Origin of the sequence: Marinobacter sp. SS5-14b (assembly GCF_030541005.1) — a bacterium.
Lineage (GTDB): Bacteria > Pseudomonadota > Gammaproteobacteria > Pseudomonadales > Oleiphilaceae > Marinobacter.
Genome location: NZ_JASSVM010000010.1, coordinates 57,613 through 73,907, shown reverse-complemented (window position 1 = coordinate 73,907; position 16,295 = coordinate 57,613). Strand labels below are relative to the sequence as shown.

The following is a 16,295-nucleotide window of genomic DNA, read 5'->3' as shown; positions in this document are numbered from 1 at the left end:
TATGGCGCAGAGCAGGGTGAACGTCGCCGGAATCGAAGTTGCCAACGACAAGCCGTTCGTGTTGTTTGGCGGCATGAACGTGCTGGAATCGCCCGAGCTGGCCATGGAAGTGGCTCATGCTTACGTGGAAGCCACTGGCAAACTCGGCATTCCCTATGTGTTCAAAGCGTCGTTCGACAAGGCTAACCGCTCGTCGGTCAACTCGTTTCGCGGCCCCGGCCTCGAAAAAGGCTTGCAGATTCTGGCGGACATCAAGAGCAAGTTCGGCGTGCCGATCATCTCTGATGTACACACGCCAGAGCAGGCGGCACCGGCTGCAGAGGTGTGCGACATCATTCAGCTGCCCGCGTTCCTGAGCCGCCAGACCGATCTGGTGGTGGCCATGGCGAAAACCGGCGCAGTGATCAACATCAAGAAGGCTCAGTTCCTGGCCCCCCAGGAAATGAAGCACATCATCACCAAGTGCGAAGAAGCGGGTAACGACAAGATTATCCTGTGCGAGCGTGGTAGCAGCTTTGGTTACAACAACCTGGTGGTTGACATGCTCGGTTTCGGCATCATGAAGTCGATGAACGTGCCAGTGATGTTTGATGTGACCCATTCGCTGCAAATGCCTGGCGGTCGATCTGATTCTGCGGGCGGCCGACGTGCCCAGGTGACCGATCTGGCGCTGGCGGGGATGTCCCAGGGCCTGGCCGGATTGTTCCTAGAGGCGCATCCTGATCCGGATCAGGCTAAATGCGATGGCCCTTGCGCCCTGCGCCTGAGCCAGCTGGAGCCATTCCTTCAGCGGGTGAAAGCCGTGGATGATCTTGTTAAGAGTTTTAAACCTATCGACACCGCCTGATTGGCGGTGTTGGCGTTTCTACAGGACTGCGAGAGCGAGCGGGGGATGGCTTTACGAAAATGTGCGTAGCCATGGATGGCGGAGCCCAAGCGCACATGGATGTGCTTGTAGCGTTTTTCGTAAAGCCATCCCCCGCTTGCTCTAACTCCCAATTGTGAAGACATAAACTGGAGACCCAGAAGAATGACCAAGATTGCCAACATCAAAGCTCGTGAAGTTTTGGACTCGCGCGGTAACCCGACAGTAGAAGCGGATGTGATTCTTGAGGACGGCACCCTTGGCCGTGCCTGTGCGCCCTCCGGTGCTTCTACCGGTTCCCGCGAAGCGCTGGAACTGCGTGACGGAGACAAGTCCCGTTACCTGGGTAAAGGTGTTCGCAAAGCGGTTGATGCCATCAATGGCCAGATTCGTGATGCTTTGGTGGGCAAGGATTCTGCGGATCAGCGTAGCGTCGACCAGATCATGATTGATCTGGACGGCACCGAAAACAAGGCCAACCTGGGCGCAAACGCTATTCTGGCGGTTTCTCTGGCGGCGGCCAAGGCTGCAGCGACTTCTCTGGGCAAGCCGTTGTATGAGCACATCGCCGATGTAAATGGCACCTCCGGTGAATTCTCCATGCCGGTGCCGATGATGAATATCCTGAACGGTGGCGAGCACGCGGATAACAACGTCGACATCCAGGAGTTCATGGTTCAGCCCGTTTCCGTCAAGAGCTTTGGCGAGGCCCTGCGTGTGGGTGCTGAAATCTTCCACAGCCTGAAGAAAGTGCTGAAGGCTCAGGGTCTGAATACCGCCGTCGGCGACGAGGGTGGCTTTGCGCCGAACCTGCCGTCCAACGAAGCGGCTCTGGCTGTGATCAAGCAAGCTGTTGAAGACGCTGGTTATGAGCTGGGCAAAGATGTCACCCTGGCTCTGGACTGTGCGTCTTCCGAGTTCTATAAAGACGGCCAGTACAACCTGGCTGGTGAGGGTAAGAGCTTCGATTCTGAAGGCTTTGCGGATTATCTGGCAGGCCTGTGCGAGCGTTACCCGATCGTATCCATCGAAGACGGTATGGACGAGAGTGACTGGGACGGCTGGAAAGTGCTGACCGACAAGCTCGGTGACAAGGTTCAGCTGGTGGGTGATGACTTGTTCGTAACCAATACCAAAATTCTGAAGCAGGGTATCGAGAAGGGTGTGGGTAACTCGATTCTGATCAAGTTCAACCAGATCGGTAGCCTGTCTGAGACTCTGGATGCCATCAAGATGGCTCAGGATGCCGGATACACGGCGGTGATTTCTCACCGTTCCGGTGAAACCGAAGACACCACCATTGCCGATCTGGCGGTGGCGACCTGCGCGGGTCAGATCAAGACCGGTTCTTTGTGCCGCTCTGACCGGGTTGCCAAGTACAACCAGCTGCTGCGTATTGAAGAAGCGCTGGAAGGTAAGGCGCCGTACCTTGGTCTGAGCGAAATCAAGGGCCAGGGTTAACATCTGGCGGTAGTTTGTGGCCTGCTGGTGGTTGCTGGCAGGTAACAAAATGTTAAGGCCATCGCGTTCTGAATGAAAATTCGGAAACGATGGCCTTTTTGTACAGTGACTTACGGGAATTTGTTGCTAATCTACTATAAGGTCTATACTTGACCTTCGATGCCAACTTTAATTCTGGTTATTTTCTGAGCTGATTTGCATGAAAACGCTTTGGGCCATTCTGGTAGTGCTGATTCTCCTGCTGCAGGTTCGCCTGTGGATCGGGGAGGGCAGCTTTGCGCAGGTTTGGTCGCTGGAGAAGGCGATTGCGGAGCAGAGGGCGGAGAATGCCGGCTTGGCGGGGCGTAATGACCGGCTTTATGCGGAGGTGCGGAATCTTCGCAATGAGCAGGGGGCGGTAGAGGAGCGGGCCCGCATGAATCTTGGGCTTATTCGTGAAGACGAGACTTTTTTCCTGGTCGTCGAGAACTGATTTCGGCTTTGGGTGTTCCGAGCGCCGGGGAGTGTCTCTCCGGGAACCGCTACGAGCACATCCATGTGCGCTTCTCTCAGGCCATCCTTGGCCTTCGACATTCCCGGAGAGACACTCCCCGGCGCTCTCTCCTGACATTGTGCGGGCCTTCCGATGATGAACTCTGAACTTTGGCTTGTTGTTCCTGCCGCTGGCATCGGCCAGCGCATGAAAGCTGAATGTCCCAAGCAGTACTTAAGAATCTCTGACCGCTTTATTCTTGATATCACCCTTTCCCGATTGTTGGATAGCGCACCGTTCAAAGGCTGCATGGTCCCGCTGAGTGCGCAGGATCATTGGTGGCCAGACAGTGAGTCTGCCAAAGACAACCGTATTCAGACTTGTACCGGTGGTAAAGAACGGGCGGATTCGGTGCTTTCGGCATTGCATGCGTTGGACGAGCAGGCTGATGACAATGACTGGGTGTTGGTACACGATGCCGCCCGGCCGTGTTTGCATCCTCATGATCTTGCCAACCTGATCGATACTCTGTTTGAGCACCCTGTGGGTGGTCTGCTGGCGGCGCCGGTTACGGATACGTTGAAACAGGCGGGTGAGGGCGTTACGCCTGAGGTTGAGCAGACGGTGGATCGTAGTCGCTTGTGGCGGGCGTTGACGCCGCAGATGTTTCGTTTTGGCGCGCTCAGGGCGGCGCTGGAGTCTGCACTGGAAAATGGCCATGCGGTGACGGATGAGTCCTCTGCCATGGAGTTTTCCGGTAATATGCCTCTTTTAGTGGAAGGTCGGGCAGATAATCTCAAGATTACGGTACCGTCGGACCTGGCATTGGCCGAGTTCATTCTTGGTCGGCAGTAGGGCTTTCCCCTCAACGTACATTCCTGTTTGGTTTCGGAGACGATCATGCGTATTGGCCAGGGCTTTGATGTCCATGCCTTTTGTGAGGGCGGTTTTGTCATTTTAGGGGGTGTTGAGATTCCCCATAGTCATGGTCTGAAAGCCCATTCGGATGGTGATGTGCTGCTGCATGCGTTAGCGGATGCCCTGCTGGGTGCGGTGGCGCTGGGCGATATCGGTCATTTTTTTCCGGATACCAGTGAGGAGTGGGCCGGAGCGGATAGCCGGGATTTGTTGCGCCGGGTGATGCAGCGGGTGTTGGAGGAAGGTTTTTCGGTGGTGAATGTGGATACGACGATCATTGCCCAGGCTCCGAAGATCGCGCCTCATGTAGAGGCCATGCGGCTGAATATTGCTGAGGACCTTGGTGTGCCGGTGAGCCGGGTGAGTGTTAAGGCCACCACCACAGAAAAGCTGGGATTTACGGGGCGGGGCGAGGGCATTGCCTGTCAGGCGGTGTGTTTGCTTGAGCCGGTGAGCTTGTGAGCAGGCCGGACGAACGGCCTCGCTGGCGGCTGGACTGGCCAACCTCGTCTGGAGCGCGCCCTGGCAAAGCGTTGCTGAAAGTCTCACCGGAGGATTTCCGGGTGACCGAGCAGTTGTGGCCAGAGTTTGAAGCGCCCGATGGTGATTTTGCAGGGGCTGGTGAGCACGTGTGTGTCCGCATTGAAAAGACCGGAGACAACACCGAGTACGTGGCTCGGGAGCTCGCCACGCTGGCTGGATGCAAAGCGTTTGAGGTGGGATTCTGTGGCCTGAAAGATCGCCATGCAGTCACGGTGCAGTGGTTCAGTTTGTATTGTCCTGGAAGAGAAGCTGGTGATGCTGAGCTTCTGGCCTCAATCTCCGCGCGCTGGCCCGTTCTGGCCAGTCGTCGTCATGCCCGCAAGCTTCGCCGGGGTGAACACGTCAACAACGGCTTTGATCTGGTGCTGCGTGAGGTTTCCGGGGACAGAGCGTCGCTGGAGCAGGCGTTGACTCTGCTCGCTGAGCGGGGGGCGCCGAATTATTTCGGGCCACAACGGTTCGGCATTGGCGGGGGCAATCTGGAGCAGGCGGTAAATATTGACCCTTCCCGGTTGAATCGAAAGAAAGGCGGTCGTCGTAGTGGTGGTGGCGGAAACAGCTCGAAAAACGTATTGTACTTTTCGGCGGCACGTTCGTGGTTGTTTAATGAGGTGTTGGCGGAACGAGTCACGGCCGGAAACTGGTTTGTCTGTTTGCCCGGTGAGCCTGTTGATGACGGCATGCCTACCGGCCCGCTCTGGGGCGACGGTGGCACCAGCGCTGGCGAACAGCTGGCATTGCTTGAGCGAGCCGTTGTTGCCCGTCACCCCGAGTTTGAAAAGCTGTTTCTGAGTACCCGTATGAAGCCCGAGCGCCGTGCCCTGGTGTGTCAACCAGAACGCCTGTGCTGGCATTGGCTGGATGACAGTACCTTACGGCTGCAATTCGTTTTGCCGCCCGGGCAGTACGCCACTACGTTGCTGGGTGATATTTTTGAGCTGCAGGACATGAGCCTCAGCCGTGATAATAAGTAATAAGCGAGCTAGCGGAGATCACTGTGCGTATTCTGTTGTCTAATGATGATGGCGTGCATTCGCCTGGCCTGGTCGCCCTGTATGAGGGGCTGCAAGGTCTTGGCGAATTGAGGGTCGTTGCCCCGGACCGGGATCACAGCGGTGCCAGCAACTCACTGACCCTGAACCGTCCCCTGACGGTTGAGGAGCACCCCAATGGCTTCCGTTCGATTGATGGAACGCCCACCGATTGCGTGCATCTGGCGGTTAATGGCCTGTTCACCAAACCTTTTGATCGTGTGGTTTCTGGTATCAATACCCACGCCAACCTGGGTGACGACGTGATCTATTCCGGTACGGTAGCGGCAGCGACTGAGGGGCGCCACCTTGGCTTGCCCGCCATCGCGGTGTCGCTGGTGAACGATGGACATTTCCACTACGAAACCGCCGCGAGGGTGGTTCGGATGCTGCTTCAGAACAAACGAACGCTCACGCTCGGGCCTCGCTGCATTCTTAATGTAAACGTCCCTGATGTGCCCTGGAACCAGTTGGCGGGGTTTCGTATAACGCGTCTGGGGCACCGGGAGAGGGCAGAAGGTGCCGTGCCTATGACCTGTCCCAGAGGTAAGCAGCGTTATTGGATTGGCGCAGCCGGGCAGGGTGGTGATGCCGGGCCGGGTACGGATTTTCATGCCGTTCGGGAAGGCTATGTGTCGATCACACCGGTACACACCGATATGACGCGCCATGAAGCACTATCAGGGCTTCGTGACTGGGTTGATGGTCTCGAAGGCATGGAGGGCGGCAGGCAATGAACGCCCAGATTGAAGGGATCGGAATGACCTCCCGGCGCACGCGCATGCGCCTTGTGCAGCGGTTGCGGGAGGCGGGCATTGAGTCTGACCGGGTCTTGGAGGTGATTGGTCAGATCCCCCGCCATATTTTTCTGGACGAGGCGCTCTCCCACCGGGCCTATGAAGATACCTCGCTGCCCATCGGATACAGTCAAACACTGTCTCAGCCCTATATTGTGGCCCGGATGACGGAGCTGTTACTGGCTCATCAACCTCGCCGTGTGCTGGAGTTGGGAACGGGCTCCGGTTACCAGACTTCGGTGCTCTCCCAGCTGTTCAGCGACATATACAGCGTCGAACGGATCCGGCCTTTGCAAGAGCGTGCCCGGGAACGTTTGCGCCAGCTGAATATTCGCAATGTCATGCTCAAACACGCAGACGGGGGAATGGGGTGGCCGGATCGGGGGCCCTTTGACGGTATTATCGTCACTGCGGCACCGGTTGAAGTGCCGACGGAGCTTCTGGATCAGTTGGCGGATGGCGGCGTACTGATTGCGCCGGTAGGCGAGCACGAACAGGTTCTGGTCGAAATCGTTCGCCGGGGCGACAGCTTCGAGCGCCACGAACTTGAGCCTGTGCGTTTTGTGCCCTTGCTTGGTGGGGTCGTGCGTTGATGTCCAAGGGTTCTGACAGTTCGACCAGTCGCCAACATCATCCGCTCGCGGTCTTTTTCCGGGGTATGGCCATGGGGGCCGCGGATATTGTCCCGGGCGTTTCCGGCGGCACTATTGCTTTTATCACGGGTATTTACTTCCGTTTGCTGGAAGCGATCAGCGCAGCGCCCGTTGCCTTCTGGCGGCAACTCATCAGAGGTGATCTCACCGGCTTCTGGCGGTCGATTGATGGCACCTTCCTGGTCACTTTGTTGGCGGGTATTGTCACCAGTATTGCCAGTCTTGCCTCGCTTATTACCTGGTTGCTGGACAAGCACCCGATCCTGATCTGGAGTTTCTTTTTTGGATTGATCATTGCCTCCGTCTGGCACGTGGGCCAACAGGTTCGCCGCTATGTGCCTTTGCTGCTGGTTCCATTGTTGTCTGGTGTGTTGTTTGCGTGGTGGGTAACAACGCTGCCAGCCAGCGAGGTTGAGCCTTCGGGTATTGCATTCCTCGGTGCTGGCGCACTGGCGATTTGTGCAATGATTCTGCCCGGCATTTCCGGAAGCTTTCTGTTGTTGATCATTGGAATGTATACGCCGGTGCTGGCGGCCATCAAAGGCGGTGAGTTTGCTAGCCTGGGATTGTTTATGGTCGGTTGCCTGATCGGTCTGCTATCCGTGGCTCGGCTGATTACACTGGCATTTCGGTATTTTCACGACACGGTATTGGCTTTGTTGACAGGCTTCATGATTGGGGCTCTGGCGAAGGTGTGGCCATGGCAGGAAACGCTGAGCTGGCGCACCAACAGTGCTGGTGAACAGGTGCCATTGAGCCAGTTGCCAGTGAGCCCCGACACCTGGGCTACGCTCTACGGGCAGGAGCCTTTACTTGGCTTGGCTATTTTGATGGCAGGGGTTGGGTTGTTGCTGGTTGTCGGGCTCGAGATTGCTGGCCGAAGGCTGTCGGGGAAGCAGGGTTAACACTCAGGGTAATGTAAAAAGTGTTACCTGGCGCACAGAATGAATGTTCCTGAAGGTAACAAACCTGTGTGCTCAGTAACTTGGAATCGCTTACAAATCGTGCAATAAATTAGTAAGTTAGTCCTGAAACATGAGAAGTTGCCTGCAGCGCGGGCAGTTTCTTAGATGGATTCATCATAATCAGGCGTTTTTTATACGTGATTCTTTTTAGCGGGCTCATCAAGTCAGAAAATCCGGCCAGGGGCCGGCTTTGGTCTGGTGGTAAATGTGGCCGCAGATCTGCCGTGTTCTCCGCTCTCATTCTTTTTCTCTCCATGCTCTTTCTTTCCGGCTGTAATACGAACGCAATCTATCAGGACGATCTTTATAATCCTCCTGTGAATTGGGGAACCCATGTGGTCAAAAAGGGTGAAACGCTTTACGGCATTGCCTGGCGTTATGGCCGTGACTACCGGGAGCTTGGTGATGCCAACGGTATCCGGCCACCCTGGAATCTCCGCGTGGGGCAAGTGCTGAGGTTAGACAGAAAAGGGACGATCCGGAGCGCTGCCGGGTCATCAACGCCACCTCGGGTACCGGCGGCTAAAGCCCCTTCACGAGGAAGCGTATCGGCCTCACGGCCTCCCGCAAAAGCGCCGTCCGCCTTGCCATCGAGGAGCAGCGGTAGCCAGACGGTTGCTAATATTCATTGGCGCTGGCCCCATGCTGGCACTGTAATTGCTAAATATTCAACATCGGGAAAAGTCAATAAAGGCATTGATATTGTCGGGAATCCCGGGGATGCTGTGAAGGCAGCGGCAGATGGAAATGTGGTCTACGCAGGAAACGGTTTACTTGGTTACGGTAACCTGATTATTGTGAACCACAATGAACATTATCTGAGCGCATATGCCCACAATCGAAAGATTCTGGTGCAGGAAGGGGAGGATGTAAAAGCCGGGCAGGTAATCGCCGAGCTTGGCAGTAGCGGTACCGATAAACCGATGTTGCATTTCGAAATCCGAAAAAATGGCAATCCGGTTGATCCGTCCCGATACCTGCCAAGGCGTTAACAGCGTTACCCGAAAGGCCTGACTGAATACCGCGAAGCACAAAAACAATAACGGCAACAGTGATTGCCAGCCAACAAGCAAATGTCCTGAGTGAAACCAACAAGTCCGCAATAACAAGAAGTATCGGGCGCGAACAGGATTATTGAGAGGCGGGGTAAATAATGTCAGTAGAGCAAGAAGACGTCATCATTGATCGCGTTGCAGAAGTGGACGACGCAGAAGAGCAATTGCTGGCCGAGGAGAAGCCTGAACGGGCATCGGCTGACGACCAGTCAACAGACACCGAAGATGATTTTCCCGCCAAGGGAAAATATCTCACCAACCAGAAGCAGCTGGACGCCACCCAGCTGTACCTTAACGAAATCGGTTTCTCACCACTGTTAACACCGGAAGAAGAGGTGTACTTCGCACGCCTGGCCCGCAAGGGAGAGGAATCCGGCCGAAAGCGGATGATTGAAAGCAATCTTCGCCTGGTGGTTAAAATCGCCCGCCGTTATGTGAATCGTGGCCTTACCCTGCTCGACTTGATCGAAGAAGGTAACCTGGGTCTGATCCGTGCTGTCGAGAAGTTCGATCCTGAGCGCGGTTTTCGTTTTTCAACCTACGCCACCTGGTGGATCCGGCAGACGATTGAGCGGGCCATCATGAACCAGACCCGCACCATCCGGCTCCCTATCCATGTGGTAAAAGAGCTCAACCTGTACCTCAGAGCCGCCCGGGAACTCACGCAAAAGCTTGATCACGAGCCCACAGCGGAAGAAATTGCCCGCCTGGTCGACAAGCCCGTGAACGACGTGAAGCGCATGCTGGGGTTGAACGAGCGGGTTGCGTCGATGGATACGCCCATTGGTGCCGGTAGCGATAAATCGCTGTTGGACACCGTTGCAGACGAAGGCGCTTCTGATCCGGCTGACCTGCTGCAGGACAACAACATGTGTTCCTGCCTCGAAAACTGGATTGATCAGCTGAGTGACAAGCAGCAGGAAGTTCTGTCGCGGCGGTTCGGTTTGCGGGGTTACCCCATCAGTACTTTGGAAGAAGTGGGGCAGGAGATCGGGCTAACGCGGGAACGTGTACGCCAGATTCAGGTAGAGGCTCTGCGCCGTTTGAGGGAGATTCTGGAGAAGGAAGGTCTGTCCGGGAACCTGCTGTTTAACTAGGTTTTGAGTTGCGAAAAGAAAAAGCCGGCCCTGGAAACAGGGCCGGCTTTTTTGTGAATTGTGGCAGCAAATGAGAACCAAGTGGCGAATGGCGAATTGGGTCGTTGTTAGAATGTGAGCGCCGGGCCGGAACTGGGTGTCGTCCTGGCGTCGAATGAAACATTCAATAATAACGATCTAAAGGAAAGGACTATGAAGAAGGCTCTTACAACAGGATTTGCTTCACTTTTTCTGGCAGGTGTTCTTTCTGCCCCGGCTTCAGCTCTTACTGTGGGTAGCGTAGATGTACCGGATACCTACTCTGCTATGGGCAAGGAACTTCAGCTCAATGGAGCCGGAACTCGCTCCAAGTGGTTCATGGATCTGTATGTTGGCGGGCTGTATGTGCCAGAGAAGATCAATAATGGTGAGGCGGTGATCAATGCCGATGAGCACCAGGCCATTACTCTGCACATTACCTCTGGCATGATTACCAGCGAGCGCATGACCGAAGCGACGATGGAAGGCTTTGAGGCCTCCACTGACGGTGATCTTTCTGCCATCCAGTCCGAAGTTGATCAGTTCATGGGCGTGTTCCAGGAAGAGATTAAAGAGGGTGACGTGTTTGATCTGGTTTACATTCCCGGAGAAGGCGTTCGTGTTCTGAAAAATGGTGAGCAGAAAGATATCGTTGGCGATCTTGAGTTCAAGAAAGCGTTGTTTGGTATCTGGTTGTCGGACAAGCCCGCCCAGAAAGATTTGAAAGAAAAGATGCTCGGCCAGAACTGATAGGTTGGGTTTCCAGTGACAAAAAAGCCGGCAATCGCCGGCTTTTTTGCGTTCTCTGACAAGTCACTGGCCTGAGACTATTGATAGTCCCGCTTCTGTTTGAATTCGCAAAGGTCTTCAATGAGACAGGCGCCGCATTTTGGCTTACGTGCCGTGCAGGTGTAGCGGCCATGAAGAATCAGCCAGTGGTGAGCGTCCATAAGAAATTCTTTTGGAACCAGTCTCATCAACCGCTTTTCAACGTCCAGAACGTTTTTTCCAGGTGCAATACCGGTCCGGTTTGAAACCCGGAAGATGTGGGTATCCACCGCCATGGCCGGTTGGCGAAATGCTGTGTTAAGCACCACGTTGGCAGTTTTTCGGCCCACGCCAGGCAAGGCTTCCAGCTCTTCCCGCTTCTCCGGCACTTCGCTGCCGTGCTGTTCAATCAGCATTCGGCAGGTCTTGATAACGTTCTCGGCCTTGCTGTTAAACAGGCCGATGGTCTTGATGTACTCTTTGAGCCCATCGACACCCAGCGCAAGAATGGCTTCCGGTGTATTGGCAACGGGGTAGAGCTTGTCGGTGGCCTTGTTGACACCTACATCGGTGGCCTGCGCCGACAGAATCACGGCAATCAGCAGCTCGAACGGCGTGCTGTAGTTGAGCTCCGTGGTCGGGGTTGGGTTGTTATCCCGCAGCCGTGTAAAAATCTCTATGCGCTTTTCTTTATTCATGGTTTTCCGGTTTCAAGTTCAAGAGCCTGGTCCAGGCGCCGGGCTCAGGAGATAGTGCCGGTTACCCGTACCCGTTTACTGCCGCTGGCAATCTGGGCTGGCTCAGCGCTGATTCTGCGCTCCTTCAGGCGATGGTCGATACTGTTTTTCAGGGCGATCAAAAGGCCCAGGCCCATAAACGCGCCAGGAGGTAATACCATGAACAGCATATCCGGGTACTGTTCGAATGGCCGGACAACCCAGTCCGATGCCACCGGGCCCAGTAGCAAGTGCATATCCGCAAACAAGGTGCCTTGGCCGATCAGCTCCCGCATTCCGCCGAGTACAATCAACACAGCGAGGAAACCAAGACCCATCATGGCCCCATCAAGAGCTGCCGGCAGCGGCGGATTTTTTGAGGCAAAGGCATCCGCCCGCCCAAGGATCGCGCAGTTGGTAACGATCAGCGGAATAAATATGCCGAGAATCTGGTACAGCTCATAGGTAAACGCCTGCATCAGCAACTCGGCACAGGTAACGAAGGAGGCAATGATCATCACAAAGGCCGGTAACCGAACGGACTCACCGACAAAGTTGCGGATTAACGACACCGACAGGTTGGAGCCGATCAGCACCAACAGGGTCGCGATGCCGAGGCCGATGGCATTGACCACCGTGCTGGTGACCGCGAGCAGAGGGCACAGGCCAAGCACTTGCACCAGCGCAGGGTTGTTGCTCCAGAGGCCGTCTTTAATAATTTCAGCGGAGGTTTTGGTCGCCATGATCAGGAATGCTCCATGGGTTTGGATTCACCGGCAATCGCTTCCGGGCGCTGGTTTTTATGCCGGGGGTCAGTTGGTTCGTTCAGCCGTTCACGGATTTCCTGGCGATTCTGCCGGAAATAGAGCAAGGATTTCATAACGGCTTTCACCACGGCCCTCGGGGTAATGGTGGCGCCGGTAAACTGGTCGAACACACCGCCGTTTTTCTTAACGTTCCACTGGCTCTGGTGGGTATTGGTCAGGGAGCGACCGTCAAAGCCATAGATCCAGTCAGACTTCCGGGTTTCGATGCGATCACCCAGCCCGGGTGTTTCACGGTGGTTGGTTACACGAACCCCCAGAACCTCGCCACTCATGTTGATACCGACCAGTAACCGGATTTCCCCGGAGTAACCATCAGGCGCGACCATTGGCATAATCACCCCTATGGGCTGGCCATTGCGGCGCGCAACCCAGACCTTCAGCGGGCCTGCACCCGGCAGTCGGTCGCTGGCGGGGAGCGTGACGACGTCTTTCAGCAGATCGTTATCGTGGTGGCTTTCGGGAATGATCTCGAATAAGGCCTTGGCCTCGGCTCTTTCTGCCTGCTCCTTGATGCGATCCTTGGTGATCCCCTGGGTCAAGGCTATGGTGCCGCCGGTGATAACCGCGAACAGCCCGAGGCCGATGGCGCTGCGACGAATGGAGGTAAACAATGCACTCATGTTTCAGCCTCCATTCCTGCCGGGTAACCCGCGCCGGGCTTTGTGGTGACCGTACGTCCGGGGTGGTGTGTAGTGGTCGATAAAGGGCACTGCGAAGTTCATCAGCAAAACGCTGAACGCGACGGCATCCGGGTAGTTGCCCCATGTGCGGATCAGGTAGATCAGGATACCGATGCCTGCCCCGTATATGAGCTTGCCCTGATGGCTGGTGGCGGCAGAAACAGGGTCCGTGGCAATAAAAAACGCACCCAACATGGTGCCGCCGGCCAGCAAGTGCAGTTGCAACGGTGCATACTGATCGACGTTGTTGCCGAACGCCAGGCTCATGATGGCCATGGCCGCCAGAAAGGCGACCGGAATATGCCAGCTGATGATTTTCAGGCCGATCAGCAGAATGCCTCCGGCCAGGAACGCCAGGTTGACCCATTCCCAGCCCCGGGCAACCTGGTCGCCAAAGGTGGGGTGTTGCAGCACCTCGGCGGCGGTGTGGGTGGCGATCTTGTGCTTGTACTCGTCCAGTGGCGTGGCCATGGTCCAGCCATCGACAGCAGTCTGGCTGGCAGAAAAGATCGTTGTGAGTGTTTCTCCGAAACCGGGCGCGCCGCCCCAGAGCGTCGCAGCCTGCGCCCAGTTGGTGGTCATCGCCACCGGGAAAGACACCAGCACCAGAGCATAGCCCACCATAGCGGGGTTGAAGGGATTAGAACCCAGCCCACCGTACAATTGTTTTGCCACAATGATGGCGGTGATTACGGCAACGCCGGACACCCACCAGGGCGCAAACTGGGGCAGAGAAAGGCCAAGCAATAGCCCGGTCACCGCAGCGGTGTTGTCTTTCAGGAAAAACGCCACCGGCTTGTTGCGCAGCTTCAGGATGGCTGCCTCGGAGGCCAGCGCCAGGGCAATACACCAGACAACGTTGATCAGGTTGCCCCAGCCAAAAAACAGGGTCTGGGCGAGCAGGCCCGGAAGGGCTGCCAGAATCACCCAGAGCATCACCCGTGACGTAGGGCGGGCGCGGTGGGCATGAGGTGATGATTGTTGAACTAATGCCATGAACGATCAGCCTGCAATGGGTTACTCGGGCGACGGAGTTTCAGTTTCCGGGGTCGATTGCTGACGGGCTTCAGTAAGCGCCTGCCGTGCCCGCTCTACCCGGTCGTGGTTTTTTGCGACAGCGCGTTCCAGTTTGTCCACGTTGTCAGCCTGCTGGGCTTTTGCTTCTTCCAGCATGCCCTGCATGGTGCTGAGTTTGGCTTCTGCCTGCATCAATTGCTTTTCCAGACTCTCAATATCTGGTTGTTCCCGGGTGTCGGTGAGCGGCTGTTCCGGCGCGCTTTCGGCTTTGGTTGAGGCTTTTGCTTTTTTGCGTTCCAGTGCTTGCTGCACCAGGGCGGCCTTGGCTGCCCTATCATCTACCGCCTCGCCCTGGGCCGCTGCTTCTTCCGCTTCGGCTTGTTTCTTTGCCTGGGCTTCTGCTGCGGCTTTCGCCCGCTCTTTACGGCGGGCCTCTTTTTCCTGCTGCTCCCGCTCAAGGCGTGCCTGGCGTGCCTCAAACCTTTCCCTTGCCCGGTCGGATTTCAGCTGCTCAGCACGCTGTTGCCGGATTTCGCCTTTGGCGTAGCGGTAGTACTGAACCAGCGGAATCGAGCTGGGGCACACATACGAACAGGCGCCACACTCGATACAGTCAAACAGGTTCAGGTGTTCTGCTTTTTCAAACTCTGCTGCTTTTGCGTACCAGAACAGCTGTTGCGGCAATAACTCCATGGGGCAGGCTTCTGCGCACTGGCTGCATCGAATGCAAGGCTGTTCGGGCGGCGGTGCAGGTAATTCCTCTGAGGTGGCGGCGATCACGCAGTTGGCGGTTTTCACCACCGGGATAGTGTCGGTCGTGAGTGTGTAGCCCATCATCGGGCCGCCGAGCACGAGCCGGTCAAGTTTTCCGGTTTCGAGCCCGGCTGCCGTCAGAAGTTCACTGACCGGCGTGCCGATCAGCACTTCAAAGGTGCCGGCGTCCCGGACGGCTTCGCCGGTGATGGTAACTACCCGTGAAATCAGAGGTGTGGCTTCGAATATCGCGCGGGATACGGCCATGGCGGTGCCCACGTTCTGGCACATGACGCCGATGTCCGCGGGAATGCCGCCGCTGGGAACTTCCAGCCCGGTGAGGATCTGAATCAGCTGTTTTTCGCCACCCGAAGGGTACTTTGTGGGTATCACGGCGATTTCAATCTGGGTACCCTGAACCGCATCGCGCATGGCGAGTATGGCTTCTGGCTTATTGTCTTCAATGCCGATCACACAACGGGACGGGCGCAGAATCCAGGCCATGATCTTCAGGCCGGCGACCACCTCGGAAGCATGCTCCCGCATGGTCATGTCATCGGCGGTGATGTACGGCTCGCACTCCGCGCCATTAAGAATCAGGGTTTCGACCTTGCGATCCCGGGGCGGGCGTAATTTGATGTCCGTTGGAAAGCCGGCGCCACCCATGCCCGCTATTCCCGCATCACGGATCATGCCCAGCACCTGTTCGCGATCAAGCTTGCGATAGTCACTCACTGGCTTGCGCTCGCACCACTGGTCCTCGCCGTCGGGCTTGATCACCACACACCAGTCTGACATGCCGGAAGGGTGGGGCACCGCCCTGTGCTCGATGGCTTCAACCATGCCGGAGGTCGATGCATGCACCGGCACACCCATGCCAGCTTTGACGTCGGCAATTTTCTGACCTTTGAGTACCCGGTCACCGATGTTCACGATCACTTCGGCGGGCTCACCTATGTGCTGCTGTAATGGCAGAATCAGGCGATCCGGTATACCGGCCATACGGATGGGGCGGCGGGTCGACTGCTGCTTGTTCTCAGGCGGATGAACCCCGCCGGAAAAATCCCACAACTGAGTCATCAGGCACTGGCTCCCTGGCGGTCGGTGGCAATGATGTCGGGTTTGGGCGGTGTCCAGGTCCAGGTGCGGATATCCGGTTGGATGGTGATCATGTCAATGCAATCGACCGGGCAGGGCTCCACGCACAGGTCACAACCGGTGCACTCGCTTTCGATGACCGTATGCATGTGCTTGGCCGCGCCCAGAATGGCATCGACCGGGCAGGCCTGGATGCACTTGGTACAGCCGATACATTCGTCCTCACGAATGACGGCTACCCGTTTGGCTTGCTCTGCGCCGTGTTCGGCATCCAGTGGCTGCGGCTCAACGTCCAGCAGGTCGGCCAGGGCCTTGATGGTGGTTTCACCGCCCGGCGGGCATTTGTTGATCGCCTCGCCATTGGCAATGGCTTCTGCGTAAGGGTGGCAGCCGGGGAAACCGCACTGGCCACACTGGGTTTGCGGCAGCAGCGCATCAATCTGCTCCACCAGCGGGTTGCCTTCTACTTTGAAGCGCTCGGATGCAAACCCCAGCAGTGCGCCAAAGACCAGCGCGAGGGCGAGTAGCACCACAACGGCAATCAGGAAGCTTGTCCACATA

The 16,295-nt window shown here is 56.5% G+C and carries 18 protein-coding genes; 12 read left to right on the top strand and 6 right to left on the bottom strand.

The features are described from left to right. The first annotated feature begins 1 nt into the window (after nt 1). The 12 genes from kdsA (at nt 2) to QPL95_RS16785 (ending at nt 10,625) form a co-directional block, all read left to right on the top strand. The gene (kdsA, locus tag QPL95_RS16840) at nt 2–847 is read left to right on the top strand and encodes a 3-deoxy-8-phosphooctulonate synthase (protein WP_303292085.1); all 846 of its coding nucleotides are present in this window, start codon (nt 2–4) and stop codon (nt 845–847) included. A gap of 183 nt (nt 848–1,030) precedes the next feature. After that, nucleotides 1,031–2,326, top strand: a complete 1,296-nt coding sequence (eno, locus tag QPL95_RS16835; RefSeq protein WP_303292084.1) for a phosphopyruvate hydratase — start codon at nt 1,031–1,033, stop codon at nt 2,324–2,326. A 199-nt stretch (nt 2,327–2,525) separates the two neighbouring features. After that, nucleotides 2,526–2,798: a septum formation initiator family protein gene (locus QPL95_RS16830; RefSeq protein ID WP_044384921.1), complete on the top strand. Its 273-nt coding sequence runs from the start codon at nt 2,526–2,528 to the stop codon at nt 2,796–2,798. A gap of 153 nt (nt 2,799–2,951) precedes the next feature. Further along, on the top strand, nt 2,952–3,653 hold the full coding sequence (gene ispD, locus QPL95_RS16825) for a 2-C-methyl-D-erythritol 4-phosphate cytidylyltransferase (protein WP_303292083.1): 702 nt from the start codon (nt 2,952–2,954) through the stop codon (nt 3,651–3,653). A gap of 45 nt (nt 3,654–3,698) precedes the next feature. Next, complete coding sequence (gene ispF / locus QPL95_RS16820; protein WP_303292082.1) at nt 3,699–4,178, top strand: 2-C-methyl-D-erythritol 2,4-cyclodiphosphate synthase; 480 nt, start codon at nt 3,699–3,701, stop codon at nt 4,176–4,178. Then, nucleotides 4,175–5,233 (top strand): tRNA pseudouridine(13) synthase TruD, encoded by a 1,059-nt coding sequence (gene truD, locus QPL95_RS16815; RefSeq protein ID WP_303292081.1) that lies wholly within the window; start codon nt 4,175–4,177, stop codon nt 5,231–5,233. The genes ispF and truD overlap by 4 nt, the downstream gene beginning before the upstream one ends. A 23-nt stretch (nt 5,234–5,256) precedes the next feature. Next, nucleotides 5,257–6,027: a 5'/3'-nucleotidase SurE gene (gene surE, locus QPL95_RS16810; RefSeq protein WP_303292080.1), complete on the top strand. Its 771-nt coding sequence runs from the start codon at nt 5,257–5,259 to the stop codon at nt 6,025–6,027. Then, nucleotides 6,024–6,680, top strand: a complete 657-nt coding sequence (locus QPL95_RS16805) for a protein-L-isoaspartate(D-aspartate) O-methyltransferase (RefSeq protein ID WP_303292079.1) — start codon at nt 6,024–6,026, stop codon at nt 6,678–6,680. The genes surE and QPL95_RS16805 overlap by 4 nt, the downstream gene beginning before the upstream one ends. Next, the gene (locus QPL95_RS16800) at nt 6,680–7,645 is read left to right on the top strand and encodes a DUF368 domain-containing protein (protein ID WP_303292078.1); all 966 of its coding nucleotides are present in this window, start codon (nt 6,680–6,682) and stop codon (nt 7,643–7,645) included. Before QPL95_RS16805 ends, QPL95_RS16800 begins: the two co-directional genes overlap by 1 nt. A 314-nt stretch (nt 7,646–7,959) precedes the next feature. Next, nucleotides 7,960–8,697, top strand: coding sequence for a peptidoglycan DD-metalloendopeptidase family protein (locus QPL95_RS16795; RefSeq protein WP_303292115.1), 738 nt, complete (start codon nt 7,960–7,962; stop codon nt 8,695–8,697). A gap of 161 nt (nt 8,698–8,858) precedes the next feature. Next, complete coding sequence (rpoS, locus tag QPL95_RS16790) at nt 8,859–9,857, top strand: RNA polymerase sigma factor RpoS (RefSeq protein ID WP_303292077.1); 999 nt, start codon at nt 8,859–8,861, stop codon at nt 9,855–9,857. Nucleotides 9,858–10,049: 192 nt separating this feature from the next. Then, entirely contained in the window at nt 10,050–10,625 is a 576-nt protein-coding gene (locus QPL95_RS16785; protein WP_303292076.1) for a chalcone isomerase family protein, read from the top strand. Between the two features lie 77 nt (nt 10,626–10,702). Here the strand turns inward: QPL95_RS16785 and nth are convergent, their stop codons facing one another. Genes nth through rsxB form a run of 6 tightly spaced genes read right to left on the bottom strand, consistent with a single transcriptional unit; the run spans nt 10,703 to nt 16,294 of the window. After that, nucleotides 10,703–11,341, bottom strand: coding sequence for an endonuclease III (gene nth, locus QPL95_RS16780; RefSeq protein ID WP_303292075.1), 639 nt, complete (start codon nt 11,339–11,341; stop codon nt 10,703–10,705). 44 nt (nt 11,342–11,385) lie between these two features. Continuing rightward, complete coding sequence (locus tag QPL95_RS16775; protein ID WP_303292074.1) at nt 11,386–12,102, bottom strand: electron transport complex subunit E; 717 nt, start codon at nt 12,100–12,102, stop codon at nt 11,386–11,388. Between the two features lie 2 nt (nt 12,103–12,104). Next, nucleotides 12,105–12,806: an electron transport complex subunit RsxG gene (gene rsxG, locus QPL95_RS16770; protein WP_303292073.1), complete on the bottom strand. Its 702-nt coding sequence runs from the start codon at nt 12,804–12,806 to the stop codon at nt 12,105–12,107. Nucleotides 12,807–12,809: 3 nt separating this feature from the next. Then, complete coding sequence (gene rsxD / locus QPL95_RS16765; protein WP_303292072.1) at nt 12,810–13,862, bottom strand: electron transport complex subunit RsxD; 1,053 nt, start codon at nt 13,860–13,862, stop codon at nt 12,810–12,812. 21 nt (nt 13,863–13,883) lie between these two features. Then, a complete protein-coding gene (gene rsxC, locus QPL95_RS16760) occupies nt 13,884–15,716 on the bottom strand; it encodes an electron transport complex subunit RsxC (RefSeq protein ID WP_303292071.1) in 1,833 nt (610 codons plus the stop codon). Further along, nucleotides 15,716–16,294, bottom strand: a complete 579-nt coding sequence (gene rsxB / locus QPL95_RS16755; protein WP_044384954.1) for an electron transport complex subunit RsxB — start codon at nt 16,292–16,294, stop codon at nt 15,716–15,718. The genes rsxC and rsxB overlap by 1 nt, the downstream gene beginning before the upstream one ends. Nucleotide 16,295: the final 1 nt, after the last annotated feature.